The following is a 17,689-nucleotide window of genomic DNA, read 5'->3' on the forward strand; positions in this document are numbered from 1 at the left end:
CTTCTATGCGCTGATTGTTACACGGCACGCTCGACGTTGCCGGAACGCAGGCAGCGCGTGCACACATTGACGTGTTTGACCTCACCCTTCACAAGGGCGCGGACACGCTGAATATTCGGCTTCCACTTGCGTTTCGTCTTCACATGGGAGTGGCTCACATTGTTGCCGCTCATCGGCCCCTTGCCGCAGACCTCGCATACACTTGCCATTGCTACACCTCCTCGACGCGCACTTCACTCAAGTCGCGCGCAATACCGTGCTATTATACTATGATTCCCCCCATTAGGCAAGATGCAGAAAAAATTTTTTCGGCAATATCGCCTGTTCCTATGGAACGATAGTAGGATTTTATCGGTCAAAGATGAAAAACATTCAAGTTTTTCTTGATATTTGGAAAAAATGTAGTATTATATCTATAGAAGGAAAAATGTCTTTTACGGGGTGTGGTTATTTGTTTCGGACTGTGCGGACAGTTCGAGAAAGAGGGGGATTCAGATGATTTCATTGCTGGGAAAAACACGGCAAATCAATCGTCTGCTTCAGCGTTCGGAAAGCGTTGAGTATGACGGGATCTCGCGCGTGTTGAGCAATGTCCTTGAGGCGAACGTCTACATCACGGACGAGGGCGGCAAAATTTGCGGATATGCGCTCTTTGACGATGATGACGACCTCATGGTGAACAAAGCGATCGAAATGGGACAGTTCCCGAGAAAGTATGTCGACTGGCTCAATCGCTTGGAGGAGACGCACGCGAACATCCGGGTGGATGCGGACGGGGCGTCCTATGAAAAAGAGATGGCGGAGCTCTTCCGCGAGCAGAACATTGTCATCACACCGATCTACGGCCCACGGCGCAGACTGGGGACTCTCGTTGTGGCAAGCGGCAAGAAAGAGTTCGGGGATCCTGACCTCCTGCTTTCGGAGTACGGCGCAACCGTAGTCGGTATGGAGATGCTGCGCGATGCGGCGCAGCGCAATGAGGTCGAGGCGCGTCAGCGCGAGGCGGTACGCATTGCAGTGGAGACACTCTCGTACTCCGAGCGCAAGGCGGCGCATGCGATCCTGCAGGAGCTTGCGAGCCAAGGGAAGTTCGAGGGCAGACTCATCGCGTCGCGCATTGCGGACGAGGCGAAGATCACGCGCTCGGTCATCGTCAACGCGCTCCGCAAATTCGAGTCCGCAGGTGTCATCGAGTCGAAGTCGCTCGGCATGAAGGGGACGTTCGTGCGCGTCACGAACTCCTACCTCATGGAGAAGCTGCCCGAACTCGAGGAGTATGCCTCGGATGTCCAGTGGGCAAATCTCGGCAGCGGTGTCAGCCTCTGATGACGTATTATAGCGTAAATAAAAGATGTTGACAAGCGGTCAAAAATCCCATATAATTGCCTTCGTGAGTGTGTGGCGGATACCCGCGGGTGTCCGCCGCAGTTCATGATGTACGGCGCGTTGGTCAAGTGGTTAAGACACCGCCCTTTCACGGCGGCTTCACGGGTTCGAATCCCGTACGCGTCACCAAAGTTCGGCCCGGTAGTTTAGTTGGTTAGAATGCCGCCCTGTCACGGCGGAGGTCGTGGGTTCAAGTCCCATCCGGGTCGCCATTTTTCCTTTTGCCTCGGTAGCTCAGTTGGTAGAGCAGGGGACTGAAAATCCCCGTGTCAGTGGTTCGATTCCGCTCTGAGGCACCACCTTGGGTATGAATCTCCAGTACAGAAGTAACTGGGGATTTTTTTGTAGCATGATAATGGGGTAGGGGTTGTAAAGGAGATTTTGCCGTGGAATATTTCTCTCAGATTTTTCTCTCGTTCATCGCCTCGTGGGGCTATGTTGCCGTCGCGGTGCTCATGGCGGCGGAAAATGCGTGTATCCCGATTCCGAGCGAACTCATCCTCGGCTTTGCGGGCTATCTCATCTCTGCGGGCCATATGTCATTCGAGGGCGCACTGCTGGCGGGAATGGTCGGCGGATTGCTCGGCTCGATCTTCGCCTATGAGGTCGGCGCGCGCGGTGGGCGTCCCTTCGTCGATCGGTACGGGAAGTATTTCTTCATCAAAAAATCCCACGTCGATACGGCGCAGGATTGGTTTGACCGCTACGGGCTGAAGGCGGTCTTCTTCAGCCGCATGCTGCCCGTGATCCGTACGTTCATCTCGCTGCCGGCGGGCTTTGCGCGCGTCGATCCGAAGCGGTTCTTCACCTACACGATCGCGGGCTCACTCCCGTGGACGGCGGCGATCATCTATGCGGGCATGATGCTCGGGGAGAACTGGACGGATCTCATGGCGTACGGGCACGAGGCGAGCATCATCTTCATCATCTGCTCCGTCATTGCAATCAGCTATTTCTATCTGAAATGGAAGAAGAAAAAGAAGCACGATCTGTGCTGAGTGTAAAAAAGACTGTTGTACAAGCATTTTCGTACAGCAGTCTTTTTGATTCTGTTACGCTTCCTTCACCGTTGCGGGTGCGGTCTGGAACAGCGAGACACCGAGTCCGACGAGCGCGCCGAAGATGGCGGGGCAGACCCAGCCCATCATGATCTCATAGAATGGGATGTACGCAACGAGCATGGCGTGGATTCCCGCGTTGCTGAGTCCCGCCGCATGCAGCCCGTCGATCAGCGAGAATACGAGTGTCAGCGCCATTGCACCCTGATAGATGCTCTTGCGCCAACCGATCACGCGGTCAAAGAGTGAGAGAATGACGAAGACGATGACGAGCGGATAGATCGCAACGAGGAACGGAACAGCAAGCGCAATGATCTGTGTCAGACCTACGTTCGACGCGGCAAAGCTGAAGAGAATCGAGAAGAGCAGCAGACGCTCGTACGAGATGCGCCCCTTCAGCAGCTTGTTGAAGAACATCGCCGCACTCGAGGTAATGCCGCAGCATGTCGTCAGGCACGCGAGTCCGATAATGACGGCGAGCAGGAGATTGCCCGCAGAGCCGAAGAAGATACCGACCGCACCCGAGAGAATCTGACCGCCGTTTTCCGAGTGACTGAGTACCGATGCGCTTGTTGCGCCGATGTAGGCGAGCGAGCCGTAGACAATCGCCATCAGCGTGACCGTGATAAGCCCTGAGACGAGACAGGCGGCTCCGATGGCGCGCGTGTCCGTGATGCCGCGCAGCCGCACGGCGTTCGTTACGAGCGCGCCGATCGCAATCGAGGCGAGCAGATCCATCGTCTGGTAGCCGTCCTGGAATCCCTGCGCGAACGGTGCCTCGATATAGCTGCCCGTCGGCGCGAATACGTCTCCCAGCGGTGAATGAAATGCCTGCACAAAGAGAATGGCGAGCACGATGAGGAGCGCGGGGGTCAGCATCTTGCCCACGCGGTCGATGATCTTGTTCGGATTCAGCGCCAGATAGTAGGATGCCGCGAAGAAGATCGCCGTATAGATGAGCTGGCCGAGCCCGAGATTTTCCTCCGTGAGGAAGGGGCGTATGCCGATCTCAAACGAGACAGCGCCCGTACGCGGCATGGCGAACAGCGGGCCGATGATGAGATAGAGGATGATGAGCAGTACCGTTGCGAACATCGGCCACGTCTTCGCGCGCAGGAGCGGCACGTATTCGCCGCCCGCGAGCGCAATCGCCGTGATCCCGAGGAGCGGCAGCCCGATGCCCGTCGTCATGAAGCCCAGCATCGCGAGCAGCGTGTGATCGCCCGCTGCCTGACCGAGTGCGGGCGGGAAGATCAGATTGCCCGCGCCGAAGTAGATCGAGAACATCATGAAGCCGAGCGTCAAGAGGTCTTTCTTTTTGAGTGCGTTGATGGCAATTCCCTCCAAAATTGATACACATAAACGATAGAAAAGCAATATCCTTCATTATTACAGAATAAACGGGCGCTGTCAAATGTTTGGCATGCAGTTATGCATGAAAACTTTATATTTTCCTTGTGCCCATAGGATAGCACTTGACAATGGTCAAATTCGTATATAATATGACCACATAGGAGGAAGTCACATGACAGCATTAGCCGAAAATATCCGTCCCTCGGCGGATTTGCGCAGCAGATACAGTGAGATTTCGCGTCAGTGTCGGGATGAGCGGACAGCCGTCATCATCACGGTGAACGGACGCGGAGATACCGTGTTGCTCGGATATGAGCAGTATCAACAGATGAAGGCGCGGATTGAACTTCTCGAAACCCTTGGCGAAGCGGAGGAAGATGTGCGCCGCGGTCATGTTGCTCCCCTGCAGGAGAGATTTGATACGCTTCGCGCCGAGCTGCTCACGAGGGAATCATAGTGTCCTATCAGATTCTGTGCCCTTCATATTTTCTCCTTGACAGAATTCATCCTTATCGATATAATGTCTAAGTGTCGCGTTCGGCGGCATAGGAAGATCACATGCGGAAGTAGCTCAGTGGTAGAGCACCACCTTGCCAAGGTGGGGGTCGCGAGTTCGAGCCTCGTTTTCCGCTCCATCTTTCGGCGACATAGCCAAGTGGTAAGGCCGAGGTCTGCAAAACCTTTATCCCCAGTTCGATTCTGGGTGTCGCCTCCAATATGAAATGCGGTCTGGAAGGATTTCTTCCAGACTTTTTTACTGTATAAAGGTGAGAGGGAACGAATGCGGGGACGGTATAAAATCCTTATCTATGGATGTCAGATGAACATTGCGGACGCCGAGCGCATGGAGGGGCAGCTGCAGGGCGCGGGCTACACGCGGACGGAGGAGACGGCGGATGCCGACATCATCCTCATCAATACCTGCTGCGTGCGTGAGACGGCGGAGGACAAGGTCTATGGAAAGATCGGCGAAATAAAAAAAATAAAGGAAAAAAATCCGAAGCTGATCTTTGGCATCGCGGGCTGCATGGCGCAGAAAGAGGGCGACAACCTCATGCGCCGTGCGCCGCACATCGACTTTGTGCTCGGCACGGGCAAGGTACAGGAACTCACGCGCATCATCGCAGAGATTGCGTCGGAGCACGCGCCCGTGGTCGATGTAGCCCTCTCGGACAGCGAGATTGCGGAGAATCTGCCCGTTGCGCGCGGCGGCAAGTTCTCGGCGTGGGTGCCGATCATGTACGGCTGCAACAACTACTGCACCTACTGCATCGTTCCATATGTGCGCGGACGCGAGCGCAGTCGCGCGCCGGAGGAGGTCGTCGCAGAGGTGCAGCGTGCCGTGGCGGAGGGCTATACTGAGGTGACGCTCCTCGGGCAGAATGTGAACTCGTACGGCAAAGACCACAAGCGTGCGGACTTCGCTGACCTCCTGCGCATGGTGGACGAGGTGGAGGGCATTCGCCGCGTGCGCTTCATGACCTCGCACCCGAAGGACATCGGCGACAAGCTGATCGACACGATCAAGAACGGCACGCATATCTGCGAGCACATCCATCTGCCCGTGCAGTACGGCAGTAGCCGCATTCTGAAGGCGATGAACCGCGGCTATACGGTGGAGAGATACCGCGAGCGTGCGCTGCGCGTGCGCGAGGAACTGCCTCGTGCGAGCCTGACGACCGATCTCATCGTCGGGTTTCCGGGGGAGACGGACGAGGATTTTGCCGAGATGCTTGCGTTCCTGCGTGAGATGCGCTACGACTCGGCGTATACGTTCCTCTACTCAAAGCGCTCGGGTACACCAGCCGCGACGATGGCGGAGCAAGTCCCTGACGAGGTGAAGCACGCGCGGCTGAACGCCCTGATGGAGGAACAAAACACGATCAGCAGGGAGATCAACGAGCGGCTGATGGGTGCGACGCTCGAGGTGATGGTCGAGGGAGCGAGCAAGAATGATCCCGCCGTGTGGAGCGGGCGCACGCGCACGAACAAGATTGTGCTGTTCCCGCATGGCGCGGAGCAGGAGGGCGACTTCGTGCAGGTGCGCGTGACGCAGCCACAGACATGGGTGCTTAAAGGGGAAGTCGTGTCATAAAACGGGGGCTGCTCTCGGAGCGCCCCTATCGCCTCGCCTTGCTCGGCACTTCCCCCGTAACGACGGGGGAAGCTAATATTCCGTAATTGCATTCAACACAGGAGGTTCGTTATGGACGCGCAGAACGTCACGCCGATGATGCAGCAATATCTGAGCGCAAAAGAGGCGCATCCGGGCGAACTGCTCTTCTTTCGCCTCGGGGACTTCTACGAGATGTTCTTTGACGACGCAAAAATTGCGGCAAAGGAACTCGGGCTGACACTCACGAGCCGCAGCGGCGACCTCGACAAGAGCCCCATGTGCGGCGTCCCCTACCATGCAGCGGACAGCTACATCGCGCGCCTCGTCGCAAAGGGGTTCAAGGTCGCCATCGCCGAGCAGATCGGCGACCCGAAGGCAAAGGGATTGACGCACCGCGAGGTGGTAAAGGTCGTGACGCCCGGCACTGCCCTCTCAGATGAGGTGCTGCGCGACGCGGCGAACATCTACATCGCACTCCTGCATGACTGCGGTGATGGGAAGTTCGTCCTCGCGGGCGCGGATATCTCGACGGGCGAGGCGTTCTATGCGTCCTATGCGGGGGAGACTGCCGCACAGCAGATTATGGACGAACTCTACCGCCGCATGACGGCAGAGCTGCTGCTGACTGAGGGCTTCTCTCTCTCCGATACCGTCCGCGCCTTCCTCATGCAGCGCCTCCCACGCTGTGCCGTTTCGATGGTTGCGGCGGAGGCGGACGGTGTGCTCCTCACGCAACATTTCACAGCGACGGAGATTCCGGCGGATGCAGGTGCGCAGACGGCGGTCGAGACGCTCCTGCACTACCTGCACGATACCGTCCGAACCGATCTCTCGCAGATCAACCGCCTCTCCTTCCTCGATACGCGCGAGACGATGCAGCTCGACACCTACACGCTGCGCAACCTTGAGATCACGCGTAGCCTACGCGACGGCGGCAAGAAGAATACGCTCTTCGATGTCCTTGACTTCACGCGCACGCCGATGGGAACGCGCCTCCTGCGCGCGTGGCTCGAGCATCCGCTGCTCACGCCGCACCGCATCGATGCGCGCCTTGATGCTGTCGCGGAACTCGTGGAGAATGCAGGGCTGCGCGGCACGCTGCGCGAGCAGCTGCGCTCAGTCTATGACTTTGAGCGCCTGCTGACGCGCATCGAGACACAGACGGCGAATGCACGCGACCTCGTCGCCCTGCGCGTCTCCCTCGCCGCACTCCCCGCTGTGCGCACCGCACTTGGCAGAGCAGCGAGCCGCCTCCTGATGCGCGCAGCCGCTTCGATTCAGACCTTTGACGCTCTGCGCGACACTCTCGAACGCGCCATTGTGGACGAGCCGGGGCTGTCCGTGCGCGACGGCGGCATCATCCGCACGGGCTACGACGCGGCGCTCGACGAACTGCGCGTCTTTTCCCACGACAGCAAGAGTCTTTTGCAGGAGATGGAGGAGCGCGAGCGCACGCGCACGGGCATCAAGACGCTCAAGATCGGCTACAACAAGGTCTTCGGCTACTACATCGAGGTGCGCCATAGCGGGCGCGACCAAGTGCCCGACGACTACATCCGCAAGCAGACTCTTGCGAACACGGAGCGTTTCATCACGGAGGAGCTGAAGGACTTCGAGGCGAAGATTCTCGGCGCAGAGGAGAAGATCACGGCGCTGGAGTACCATATCTTTACGACGCTGCGCGACGAGGTCAAGGCACAGCTTGTGCCGATACAGAACGTCGCGCGGGCGATTGCGCGCGTCGATGTTCTGCAGAGCCTCGCCGAAGCGGCGGCATCCTACCGCTACGTCCGCCCGAAGGTGACGGCGGACGGGACGATCCTCATACGGGACGGACGTCATCCACTCGTGGAGCGTATCTTGGAGCGTGAGATTTTCGTCCCAAACGACACGGAACTCAGTCACGGCGGCACGGAGACGATGCTCATTACAGGGCCGAATATGGCGGGAAAATCCACCTATATGCGGCAGGTCGCGCTCCTCACACTCATGGCGCAGGTCGGCAGCTTCGTCCCCGCGCGCACAGCGGAGATCGCACCCGTCGACCGCATCTTCACGCGCATCGGTGCGAGCGATGACCTCGTGAGCGGACAGAGCACCTTCATGGTGGAGATGAACGAGGTCGCCCAGATTTTACGTGAGGCGACGCGCGATAGCCTCGTCATCCTCGACGAGATCGGGCGCGGCACGAGCACCTTCGACGGTATGAGTATTGCGCGTGCGGTCGTGGAGCACATTGACACACGTATCCACGCAAAGACGCTTTTCGCGACCCACTACCACGAGCTGACGGAGATGGAGAATGAGCACATCCGCAACTACTGCATTGCTGTACGCGAAAAGGGGAAAAACGTCGCCTTCCTGCGGCGCATTGTCGCGGGTGCGGCAGACAAGTCCTACGGCATCCACGTCGCACGTCTCGCAGGACTGCCCACGAAAGTGACGGCGCGTGCCGAGGAGATTCTGCACGCACTTGAGCAAAAGGAATCTGCAAGCGCGGCGGCCGAGATACCCGTCGCGAGCGCGCAGGAAACGCCGCTCACCGACGGCATGGCATCCCTCTTTGCGGACGGAACACTCGCAGAGCTGCGGACGCTCGATGTGATGACCATGACGCCGCTCGAGGCGATGAACACACTCTATCGTTTGCAGGAGCAGGCACGGAAGGAGGCAGGAGAGGCATGACGCGAATTCATGTACTGGACGATACGACCATCAACAAGATTGCGGCGGGGGAGGGCGTGGGGCGTCCTGCCTCCCTCGTGAAGGAACTGGGCGAGAACGCGGTGGATGCGGGCGCGGCCGCCGTCGAGATCGAAATAATGGGCGGCGGTGTCAGTTTCATTCGCGTGACGGACAACGGGCGCGGCATGACGCGCGAGGATGCAGAGACAGCGATCCTGCGCCACGCGACGAGCAAGATCACGTCCGTCTCCGACCTGCAAACGGTCGCAACCCTCGGCTTTCGCGGCGAGGCACTGCCGACGATTGCCTCCGTCTCACGTTTCTCCCTCCTTACGCGGCAGGCGTCAGATGATCTTGGCACGCGCGTGGATATCCTCGGCGGTAAGACGCCCGAGATTGAGGACGCGGGCTGCGAGATTGGGACAACCGTGCGCGTGGAGGATCTTTTTTTCAACACGCCTGCGCGCAAGAAATTTCTCAAGACGAATACGACCGAGGCGGGCAAAATCAGCGACTACGTGATCCGCCTCGCACTCTCGCGTCCTGACATCGCGTTCCGGTTCATCAACAACAACCGCCTCACCATCATGACGGCGGGCGACGACAGCCTGCGCCGTACGATTGAGAGCCTCTACGGGCACGACACGGCGGGCGCACTCATCCCGCTCGACTTTGCGGACGAGGAAGCGGAGATTCGGATCACGGGCTACATCTCGAAGCCCTCGATGATCCGCAGCAGTCGCGCGTGGCAGACGTATATCGTCAACGGGCGCACGATACAGAACCGTGCGATTGCAAAGGCAATTGACAATGTATACCGTGCGCTCGTGCCGAAGATGGGCTTTCCGCTCGCAGTCCTGCGCATCGAAGTACCCCAGCGTACGATTGACGTGAACGTGCATCCGCAGAAAACGGAGATGAAATTCGAGGATGAGGGGCGCATCTTCAAGGCGGTCTATAAGAGCGTCCTCGACGCGATCCGCAGCGCGGCGGGAGAGACGGCGGCGATCGCGGCGGCGGTCGAAAAGCCGAGCTTTCACTATGAAGCCGTCCCTCTGAACGTCGGTGCAGGGATGAATACGGGGGCACACGGGGCGTTTGCCGCAGCTTCCCCACAGATGAATACACCGCCCGCAGCGTCCCACTCCACTCACAACTATGCCATGCCGCCCATCCGTCCGCAGACCGTGCATGAGGCACTGCAATGGCGCGGGCAGAGCATCGACCTGCGTGCGGCACAAGATGCAGTTGGTGCGGCGCGCATGGATGAGCGCGACACACTTGCGGCGGCATCATCGGCAGAGAACACAGGCATTGAGGGGAATCTTCTCCCCATCGGGCAGGTTGATCTCACCTACATCATCGCACAGAGCGCGCAGACCCTCTACATCGTTGATCAGCACGCAGCGCACGAGCGCATTCTCTTTGACCGATTCTCGGCACAGGCGGACGGCATCCCGTCTCAGCAGATGCTCGTGCACGCGATCCTTTCCTTCGATGCGCATGAGGCGCAGTACATCGATGAGAATGCAGAGTTGTTTGACCGTCTCGGCTTCCATCTCGAGCCTGCGGGCGAGCGGGAATATCGCCTGACCGAGGCGCCCGCCGACATCCCGCTCGATGAGGCAGAGGAGACAATTCGCGAGATCCTCGTCTCGCTCGGCGACCTGCACGCGGCGACACCTGCGAATTTGCGTCAGGCGGGGATTGCAACGATGGCATGCCGCGCCGCAATCAAGGCGGGCGAGGAACTGAACGTGCGACAGATGGAGATCCTGCTTGACGAGCTGCGCAGTACGCCGTTCCCCTTTACCTGCCCGCACGGACGCCCGACCATTTTGAAGTTCGATACACACGACCTCGCAAAGATGTTCAAGCGCACGGGGTTCAACCTCTGATGCCGGAGCAAAGCAAAATCAGCGCCATCGTCACAACTGTACGGCGCGGACAGCGGTATACAGAGGCGAATCGTGCACTCGCGGAGCGTACGGCGGCAGCGCTCTCCATCCCGAACGTCCCGCGCGGCAATGATTCGCTCGAGGAGATGCGCGCGGCATACGGCGTGGATGCAGTGCTCGTTGCGCGGCGCGGACTCCTCACGCTCGTCACGGCGGAGGGAGAGCTCTTTTTTCACCCCGGCATGTCGCATCTGAGGATCAAGAATCTCCTCCTCGGACACGGCGACCACCTTGTGAGTGCGCTTGGGCTGACCGAGGGTATGAGCGTCCTTGACTGCACGCTCGGTACGGGGGCAGACGCGATTGTCGAGAGCTTTGCCGTCGGTGCGTCGGGTGCGGTGACGGCGCTCGAGTCGAACGCGCTGATTGCGGCGGTGATTGCGGACGGGCTCGCACACGCGACGGGCGACAACTACGATATGCACGCGGCAATGCGCCGCATCGAGGTGCATCATGCGGACGCACTCGACTATCTGCGCACGCAGGAGACGGGGAGTCATGATGTTGTCTACTTCGACCCCATGTTCCGCCGTCCGCTTCACGAGAGCGCGGGCATGAACGCCCTGCGTGTTCTCGCGGATATGCGCGCGCTCACGGAGGAGACGATTGCTGAGGCATGCCGCGTTGCACGCCGCCGCGTCGCCATGAAGGAGCGGCGAGAGAGTGCCGAGTTCGCCCGCCTCGGTTTCGATACCCTCACGGGCGGCAAGTACAGCCGCATCGCGTACGGTGTGATGGAGCTATAAAAATTTTTATTTCCATTTAAGTTTATCCCACATTCCACCGATATACACGGTGGAATGTTTTATTCTAAAAATAAGGAAGCACTGATAAATTCAGCACCGCCATCTTGATGCATCCTTTTCGCCCTGCCTGTGTCAACAAATCCTCCACATAGCCTTTGCTATGCGTCCGGTTTGTTTCCTTGGCAGGACAAAAAATCTGCACCAATCTGACGGACTTAATTTTATCAGCGATTCCTTACATAAGGAGGTGATGCGATGAGGATTGCAGACGATTCGATAGCGCTGGTCGGGCAAGGATGCAGGGGAACCGACCACGGACGAAATGTGATGGGCAGCAGCGGAGCGTCGTTTGCACAGGTACTCAAGGGGGCAAGGGAGCGCGTCCGTTTCTCGCAGCATGCAGAGGAACGCTTGCAGCGGCGCGGTGTCATGCTCACACACACAGAGCTTGAGAAGCTCGGCAGTACGATTGACCGCATGCGGGAGAAGGGCGCAAGGGAAGCCCTGATCTACATGAAGGACAGTACGGCAATGGTCGTCTCTGTGACGAACCGCACCGTGATTACGGCGCTTGACGACGTGACCGCGGCAGACAGTATTTTTACGAACATTGACAGTGCAGCCATTATCTGAGAAAAGCTGGACCTACGGGAGGCTTTTGACCGCGCGTGACTGGTGCGGTCAGCAGAGAGACAAGGGGATTGTCTCAAAAAGGAGCGCAGGGCATCTCTGCGGAGATCTGCGTCCTGTCAGAGCGATGGCTTTCCTTTGCACTGTCACACACAGCAAAGGAGAGATTCATTATGATGCGTTCCATGTTCTCGGGTGTTTCCGGTCTCAAAGGCCATCAGACCCGCATGGATGTTATCGGCAACAACATTGCGAACGTCAACACGACAGGCTTCAAGGCGAGCCGCGTTACGTTCGCAGATATGATCTCGCAGAACCTCTCGGGTGCATCCTCGCCGAACGGCACGATCGGCGGCGTGAACCCGAAGCAGGTCGGTCTCGGCATGAGTGTGGCGAGTACCGATCTGATCTACACGAACGGCTCCGTCCAGCAGACGGGCAAGAACACGGACGTTGCAATCTCGCGCGGCGACGGGCTCTTCGTTGTCTCGCGCGGTGAGCAGAAGTTCTACACGCGTAACGGTGCGTTCGGCTTCGATGCAGAGGGCAACCTCACGATCCCGAGCACGGGTCTCTATGTGCAGGGCTATATGGCAAACAACGGCGTCCTCAATGTCGCGGGTGACAATACGACGAAGATCCGGATCCCCGCAGGTAAGTCGATGGATGCAACGACGACGGCAACGGCATCCTATACGAAGAATCTGAATGCATCGACGCCGGGCTATGAGGTGGCAAACACACTGGTGCGGTACGCGGACGGCACATCGGGGACGGTGCAAAACTATAGCCCGACAGAACGCGGCAAGCTTGTTCTGAATATGGCTGACGGCAGCAAGATTCGTCTCTCGGGTACGGCACCTACACAGACAGCTGGCGGGCATCCAACGGGAGCGCTCTACTCCTCGACCATTACTAGTATTACCGCAAAAACAGGCGGCACAGTCGATCTGGAGCTCGGCCTTGATTCGACAAATCCGTCCAGTCCTGTTGGGTTATATACGCCCCCTGCTACATGGCCAGGCACGCCGACAGCCATGGCTACCCCCGTAAATCTTACTGGTCTGACTTCCGGAACCTATTCCGTTGACGGCAAATATGACATTAGTGGAACAATCGACCATGTTGACAGCGTCGGTGCAGGGTCAACTGAGGTATATGTGACGCTGAAGGAGGACAACAACATTACGCCGGGCACTAAGATCACCGTACGTGTCCCGAATCCGACGAGCTTCACCTATGCGGTTAATGATAAGTATACAGGTCAGCTCAAGATTGGCAAGGTGACAGGTCAGCTTGGAGCGATGGTGACAACTGCTGATGGCAACCAAGTGGCACTCAATGCTGTTACAGCGGTAACGGCGCCTAATCAGGCATACACGCATACAGCTGGTGGTACTGCTGCAGATGGAACGATTGCCTCGATCACACGAGAGGCCTTCTATGAGTATGGAGGCAGAACCGTTTCCAGCGTTGTGCTGAATACGAAGAGTGGCACTTCCATCGACGGACTGATCGGCAAGTCCTACAACGCGGGCGATACCTTCTATCCGTCGGTGGCGACGACGGTTACCGTGTATGATTCGCTTGGTGCAAAACATTCCGTTCCTGTTGTCTACACGAAGGCTGCGAACAATAAGTGGACGCTCTCGCTCGGCAGTGGCGGAGACACATTCAACATCACTGAGGCGGACGGTACGGTGACGACGGTTGCGCTGACCAAGACCGACCTCAACTTTGATACGGCGGGTGGGTATGTCAGCGGCTCGGCGTCGCTGAACCTCACCTATACGAACGGTGCGGCGCCGCAGCAGGTCTCTATGAACCTCGCGGCAATCACTCAGTACTCAGGCACGTCGACGATCTCGGCGACTTCGGACGGCAATGCGGCAGGTACGCTCTCGAGTGTTGACATCGACAGCACGGGCGTCATCACGGGCACGTACACGAACGGCGTGCGCCAGAAAGAGGCGCAGATCGCAATGGCGCAGTTCAACAACCCGTCCGGTCTCACGAAGATGGGCGGCAACCTCTATCAGGAGTCGAACAACTCTGGTACGCGTACGATCAGCGGTGCGTCTGACATCGGCACAGAGCTCACTACGTCGGCACTCGAGATGTCCAACGTAGACATCGCCGACCAGTTCTCCGACATGATCATCACGCAGCGCGGCTTCCAGTCGAACTCGAAGATCATCACGGTATCCGACGAGATGCTTGAGACCCTCATCAATATGAAGCGGTAAACGAATATCTCCCGCGCAAGAGCCGCCCGTATGGGCGGCTCTTTGTATTGCGGCAGATGTTTTTTAAGATATAGTTTGCATTTATACCTAGAAGACTTTACTAATAACGCATTCATGCTGTATAATGACGCAAGATGTATTATATCTGTGCGGAGTGGGGACTCTGCGGAAGCATCAGAATGGGGGAATAATATTTATGGAAATGCTGTTGGGCTTTATTGTTCTGCTGGCCTGCCTGATTGTCGGTGTGCGGCACGGCGGTCTTGGCCTTGCGGTGATCAGTGGCTTCGGCCTTGTGATCTACACGTTTGGTTTTGGCTATCAGCCAGGTAAGCCGCCGGTCGATGTCATGCTGATCATCCTCGCGGTGGTGACGTGTGCGGGCTTCCTGCAGACCTCCGGCGGACTCACTGTCATGCTCAAGTATGCGGAGAAGTTCCTGCGCAACAATCCGAAGCATGTCACGATTCTCGCACCGCTCACGACGTGGTTCCTGACGGTGCTCTGCGGTACGGGGCACGTTGTCTATACGATGTTCCCGATCATCTACGATATCGCGATCAAGCAGGGCATCCGTCCCGAGCGTCCGATGGCGGTCTCGTCCGTTGCCTCGCAGATGGGCATCTGTGCCTCGCCTGTGTCCGTGGCTGTCGTCTCTATGGTTGCCTTCCTCTCCGCCTCGGGGCATGAGTTCACTGTGTTCCAGGTGCTGTCGGTTTCGATTCCTGCGACAGGCTTCGGAGTACTCTTTGCAGCGCTCTGGAGCTATCGCCGCGGAAAGGATCTCGAGCAGGATGAGCGATTCCAAGAGTTCATCCGTGACCCTGAGAACAAGAAGTATGTTTACGGCGATGCGGAGACACTGCTCGATAAGGAGCTGCCAAAGGAATACTACCGCGCGATGTTCATCTTCTTTGCGGGTATCATTGCCATCGCGATTCTCGGCAACTTCCCCGAACTGCTGCCGAAGTTCCCACCGAAGCCGGATGCTGCACCGAAGGCGATCTCGATGGTTGTCGTCATCCAGATGGTCATGCTGCTCGTGGGGGCGATCATTCTGGTCAGCTGCAAGGTGAAGGCGAAGGATGTCGGCAACTCGCAGGTGTTCCGCTCGGGCGTCGTGGCGCTTGTCTCGGTCTATGGTGTTGCATGGATGGCGGACACGTACTTCATGAACCACATTGGCTTCCTGAAGGAGTTCCTCGGCTCTGCCGTGCAGACCTATCCGTGGGCGTACGCCGTCCTCGCGTTCCTCACGTCGAAGCTCGTGAACTCGCAGGGCGCGGCAATTGCAATCGTTGTGCCGATGGCGATCAATGTGGGCATGGATCCGATCCTCGTACTCTCGTTCATCTCGGCATGCTACGGCTACTTCTTCCTGCCGACCTACCCGTCCGACCTCGCGTGCATCGGCTTTGACCGCTCGGGCACGACGCGCATCGGCAAGTACATCCTGAACCACTCGTTCATGATTCCAGGGCTGATCGGCGTCATTTCGGGCTGCTGCGTCGGCTACGTCGTAGCACATCTGATTTTCTGAGCAGTATAAATTGCGCATAGAAAAGCCTCCTCCGTTTGCTGCGGAGGAGGCTTGCTCTGTCTATATCAGAGCATCGTATGATCGGGTTGGTGGCTGAGAATGTTCTTGCTGAATTCGATGAAGGACTGCGCGGCGCGCGAAATGTAGCGGTCGCGCTTCCACGCAAGACCGACGTCGACGTATACGGGCGTAGCGAGTGGTATGGCGCGAATACCCGGCGTGTCGCGCACGATCATGTCGAGCAGGAAGGCATTGCCGACGCCGCTCGCGACGAGCCCCATGATGGTGACGACCTGATTGGATTCGAGTACAATGTTCGGCGTAAATCCTGCTGTCTTCATCTTTTGCAGCATGGTCTGTCGTAGGAAGGAACCCTCTTTGAGCATGATGAGGTTGTGATCCTCAATGTCCTGAAGCGTGATCGCCTTGCGTGCAGCGAGATCGCTGTCCTCGGGGACACAGCAGACAATTTGGCTGCGCGCCATCGGGAGGAGCTGGAGATTCGGCGAGGTGTCGGGGATGATGATGATGCCGAAGTCCAGTTCGTCGCGCTCAAGCTGCTCGCGGATTGCGACGGAACCCTCCTCATGCAGGTATACGTCGAGATGGGAATAGCGGCGCTGAAAGCTCGAGAAGATCTTTGGGAAGAGGTAGGCACCCATCATTGGCGGGATGCCGATCTTGATTGTGCCCTTCTGCAGCTGCTTGTAGTCGTTGACCTCGAGCACGGCGTCCTGTATGTTGCGCAGCGCTACCTCGACGCGCCCGAGGAAGACTGCACCCTCAGGCGTTAGGGAGAGTTGCTTCTGACTGCGGTCAAAGAGCTGTATGCCAAGTTCGCCCTCCAGTTTTTTGATCGCAACAGTGATATTCGGCTGGGAGACGCGGAGGCGTTCGGCGGCGCGCGTGATGTTTTTCAGGCGGCTCGCCATCTGGAAATATTCCAACTGCCGTAGTTCCATGAGACCATCCTCCTAATAATTTTTTTTTATGCGCTTTCTATTATACCATATTTTCGGTGAATGTATGATAGGATAATGCAAATTTATTGGAAAAATTTCTTGAGTTTTTTTAAAAAATAGGTAGGATTTTTTAGGGAATTATGGAATAATATAGGAAGATGTGGACGTGTATCTGACGGAGCGGATATGTGTGCGTTCGCTGATCGAGAGAAATGGAATGGGGGCTTTTGTTTTGGAAAAATCAACAGTCATCGGGCTTATCATGGGGGTCATCTCGATCTTTGTCGGCATGATCCTAAAGGGAGCACCGCTCACGGCGCTCAACAATCCGGCGGCGTTCCTCATCATCATTGGCGGTACGTTCTCGTGCCTGTTCATTGGTTTTCGCATGGAGCAGCTGGGAAATTTCATCAACCTGATCAAGAAGACCTGCCAAGTTCCGCAGCTTCAGGAAAAGGGGCAGCTCGTGCAGCAGTTCATCGAGCTGTCGCAGATTGCGCGCCGTGAGGGCATCCTTGCCCTTGAGAGCAAGGCGCAGGAGATTCAGGATCCGTTCTTCCGCACGGGTTTGGGCATGGTCATCGACGGCATGGATCCGGACTTCGTAGGCGATGTTCTGGATGCAGAGCTGGCGATCATGCAGGAGCGCCACGCCGAGGGGCGTTCGATGTTCACACAGGCGGGCACGTATGCACCAACGCTGGGCGTTCTGGGTGCCGTTGTCGGCCTGATTGCTGCTCTGGGTAACCTGAACGATATCGATAAACTCGGTCACTCCATTGCAGCTGCATTCGTTGCGACGATTCTGGGTATCTTTACCGGATACGTTCTCTGGATGCCGTTCGCAAATAAGCTCAAGATCATGTCCGAGCAGGAAGTCAGTCAGAAGCGTATGATCATCGAGGGCATTCTCTCGCTGCAGGCGGGCGACTCCCCAACGGCGATCGAGGCGAAGCTCATGGTCTTCATCCCGCAGACGGAGCGTGAGGCGCTGAAGGGAGAGGGCTGA

The 17,689-nt window shown here is 57.6% G+C and carries 14 protein-coding genes and 5 tRNA genes; 16 read left to right on the top strand and 3 right to left on the bottom strand.

Annotation, left to right across the window (positions count from 1 at the left end; genetic code table 11):
- Positions 1–17: 17 nt before the first annotated feature.
- Entirely contained in the window at positions 18–209 is a 192-nt protein-coding gene (rpmB, locus tag H1B31_RS05270) for a 50S ribosomal protein L28 (RefSeq protein ID WP_006307492.1), read from the bottom strand.
- Positions 210–495: 286 nt separating this feature from the next.
- On the opposite strand from rpmB, the gene codY reads away from it, so the two are divergent.
- From codY to H1B31_RS05295, 5 genes are all read left to right on the top strand, one after another.
- Positions 496–1,326, top strand: a complete 831-nt coding sequence (codY, locus tag H1B31_RS05275; RefSeq protein ID WP_185981154.1) for a GTP-sensing pleiotropic transcriptional regulator CodY — start codon at positions 496–498, stop codon at positions 1,324–1,326.
- 114 nt (positions 1,327–1,440) lie between these two features.
- Positions 1,441–1,515: transfer RNA gene (locus H1B31_RS05280), tRNA-Glu, on the top strand.
- Positions 1,516–1,521: 6 nt separating this feature from the next.
- A tRNA-Asp gene (locus H1B31_RS05285) sits at positions 1,522–1,598 on the top strand.
- Between the two features lie 11 nt (positions 1,599–1,609).
- Positions 1,610–1,685, top strand: a tRNA-Phe gene (locus H1B31_RS05290).
- An 87-nt stretch (positions 1,686–1,772) separates the two neighbouring features.
- Positions 1,773–2,384, top strand: a complete 612-nt coding sequence (locus tag H1B31_RS05295) for a DedA family protein (protein WP_185981155.1) — start codon at positions 1,773–1,775, stop codon at positions 2,382–2,384.
- A gap of 54 nt (positions 2,385–2,438) precedes the next feature.
- Here H1B31_RS05295 and brnQ read toward each other — a convergent pair whose 3' ends face one another.
- The gene (brnQ, locus tag H1B31_RS05300; protein ID WP_185981156.1) at positions 2,439–3,791 is read right to left on the bottom strand and encodes a branched-chain amino acid transport system II carrier protein; all 1,353 of its coding nucleotides are present in this window, start codon (positions 3,789–3,791) and stop codon (positions 2,439–2,441) included.
- A 178-nt stretch (positions 3,792–3,969) separates the two neighbouring features.
- Between brnQ and H1B31_RS05305 the strand changes: the two genes are divergently transcribed.
- The 10 genes from H1B31_RS05305 to H1B31_RS05350 all read left to right on the top strand — a co-directional run bounded on the left by H1B31_RS05305 (position 3,970) and on the right by H1B31_RS05350 (position 15,718).
- A complete protein-coding gene (locus H1B31_RS05305; protein WP_185981157.1) occupies positions 3,970–4,254 on the top strand; it encodes a type II toxin-antitoxin system Phd/YefM family antitoxin in 285 nt (94 codons plus the stop codon).
- A gap of 103 nt (positions 4,255–4,357) precedes the next feature.
- A tRNA-Gly gene (locus tag H1B31_RS05310) sits at positions 4,358–4,432 on the top strand.
- A gap of 6 nt (positions 4,433–4,438) precedes the next feature.
- A tRNA-Cys gene (locus H1B31_RS05315) sits at positions 4,439–4,512 on the top strand.
- Between the two features lie 66 nt (positions 4,513–4,578).
- The gene (gene miaB, locus H1B31_RS05320; protein ID WP_185981158.1) at positions 4,579–5,892 is read left to right on the top strand and encodes a tRNA (N6-isopentenyl adenosine(37)-C2)-methylthiotransferase MiaB; all 1,314 of its coding nucleotides are present in this window, start codon (positions 4,579–4,581) and stop codon (positions 5,890–5,892) included.
- 111 nt (positions 5,893–6,003) lie between these two features.
- The gene (gene mutS, locus H1B31_RS05325) at positions 6,004–8,598 is read left to right on the top strand and encodes a DNA mismatch repair protein MutS (protein ID WP_185981159.1); all 2,595 of its coding nucleotides are present in this window, start codon (positions 6,004–6,006) and stop codon (positions 8,596–8,598) included.
- Positions 8,595–10,496 carry a DNA mismatch repair endonuclease MutL gene (mutL, locus tag H1B31_RS05330; protein WP_185981160.1) on the top strand — a complete coding sequence of 634 codons (1,902 nt, stop codon included), beginning with the start codon at positions 8,595–8,597 and terminating at the stop codon, positions 10,494–10,496. Before mutS ends, mutL begins: the two co-directional genes overlap by 4 nt.
- On the top strand, positions 10,496–11,302 hold the full coding sequence (locus H1B31_RS05335; protein WP_185981161.1) for a class I SAM-dependent methyltransferase: 807 nt from the start codon (positions 10,496–10,498) through the stop codon (positions 11,300–11,302). The genes mutL and H1B31_RS05335 overlap by 1 nt, the downstream gene beginning before the upstream one ends.
- A 255-nt stretch (positions 11,303–11,557) precedes the next feature.
- Positions 11,558–11,935 carry a TIGR02530 family flagellar biosynthesis protein gene (locus H1B31_RS05340; protein WP_185981162.1) on the top strand — a complete coding sequence of 126 codons (378 nt, stop codon included), beginning with the start codon at positions 11,558–11,560 and terminating at the stop codon, positions 11,933–11,935.
- A gap of 170 nt (positions 11,936–12,105) precedes the next feature.
- Positions 12,106–14,178 (top strand): flagellar hook-basal body complex protein, encoded by a 2,073-nt coding sequence (locus tag H1B31_RS05345; protein ID WP_185981163.1) that lies wholly within the window; start codon positions 12,106–12,108, stop codon positions 14,176–14,178.
- A 196-nt stretch (positions 14,179–14,374) separates the two neighbouring features.
- Positions 14,375–15,718 (top strand): anaerobic C4-dicarboxylate transporter, encoded by a 1,344-nt coding sequence (locus tag H1B31_RS05350; protein ID WP_037346642.1) that lies wholly within the window; start codon positions 14,375–14,377, stop codon positions 15,716–15,718.
- A gap of 65 nt (positions 15,719–15,783) precedes the next feature.
- On the opposite strand, the gene H1B31_RS05355 is transcribed toward H1B31_RS05350, so the two are convergent.
- Entirely contained in the window at positions 15,784–16,680 is an 897-nt protein-coding gene (locus H1B31_RS05355) for a LysR family transcriptional regulator (RefSeq protein WP_185981164.1), read from the bottom strand.
- 217 nt (positions 16,681–16,897) lie between these two features.
- Between H1B31_RS05355 and motA the strand changes: the two genes are divergently transcribed.
- Complete coding sequence (gene motA, locus H1B31_RS05360) at positions 16,898–17,689, top strand: flagellar motor stator protein MotA (RefSeq protein ID WP_009441195.1); 792 nt, start codon at positions 16,898–16,900, stop codon at positions 17,687–17,689.

Origin of the sequence: Selenomonas timonae (genome assembly GCF_014250475.1) — a bacterium.
In the GTDB taxonomy this organism is placed as follows: domain Bacteria; phylum Bacillota; class Negativicutes; order Selenomonadales; family Selenomonadaceae; genus Centipeda; species Centipeda timonae.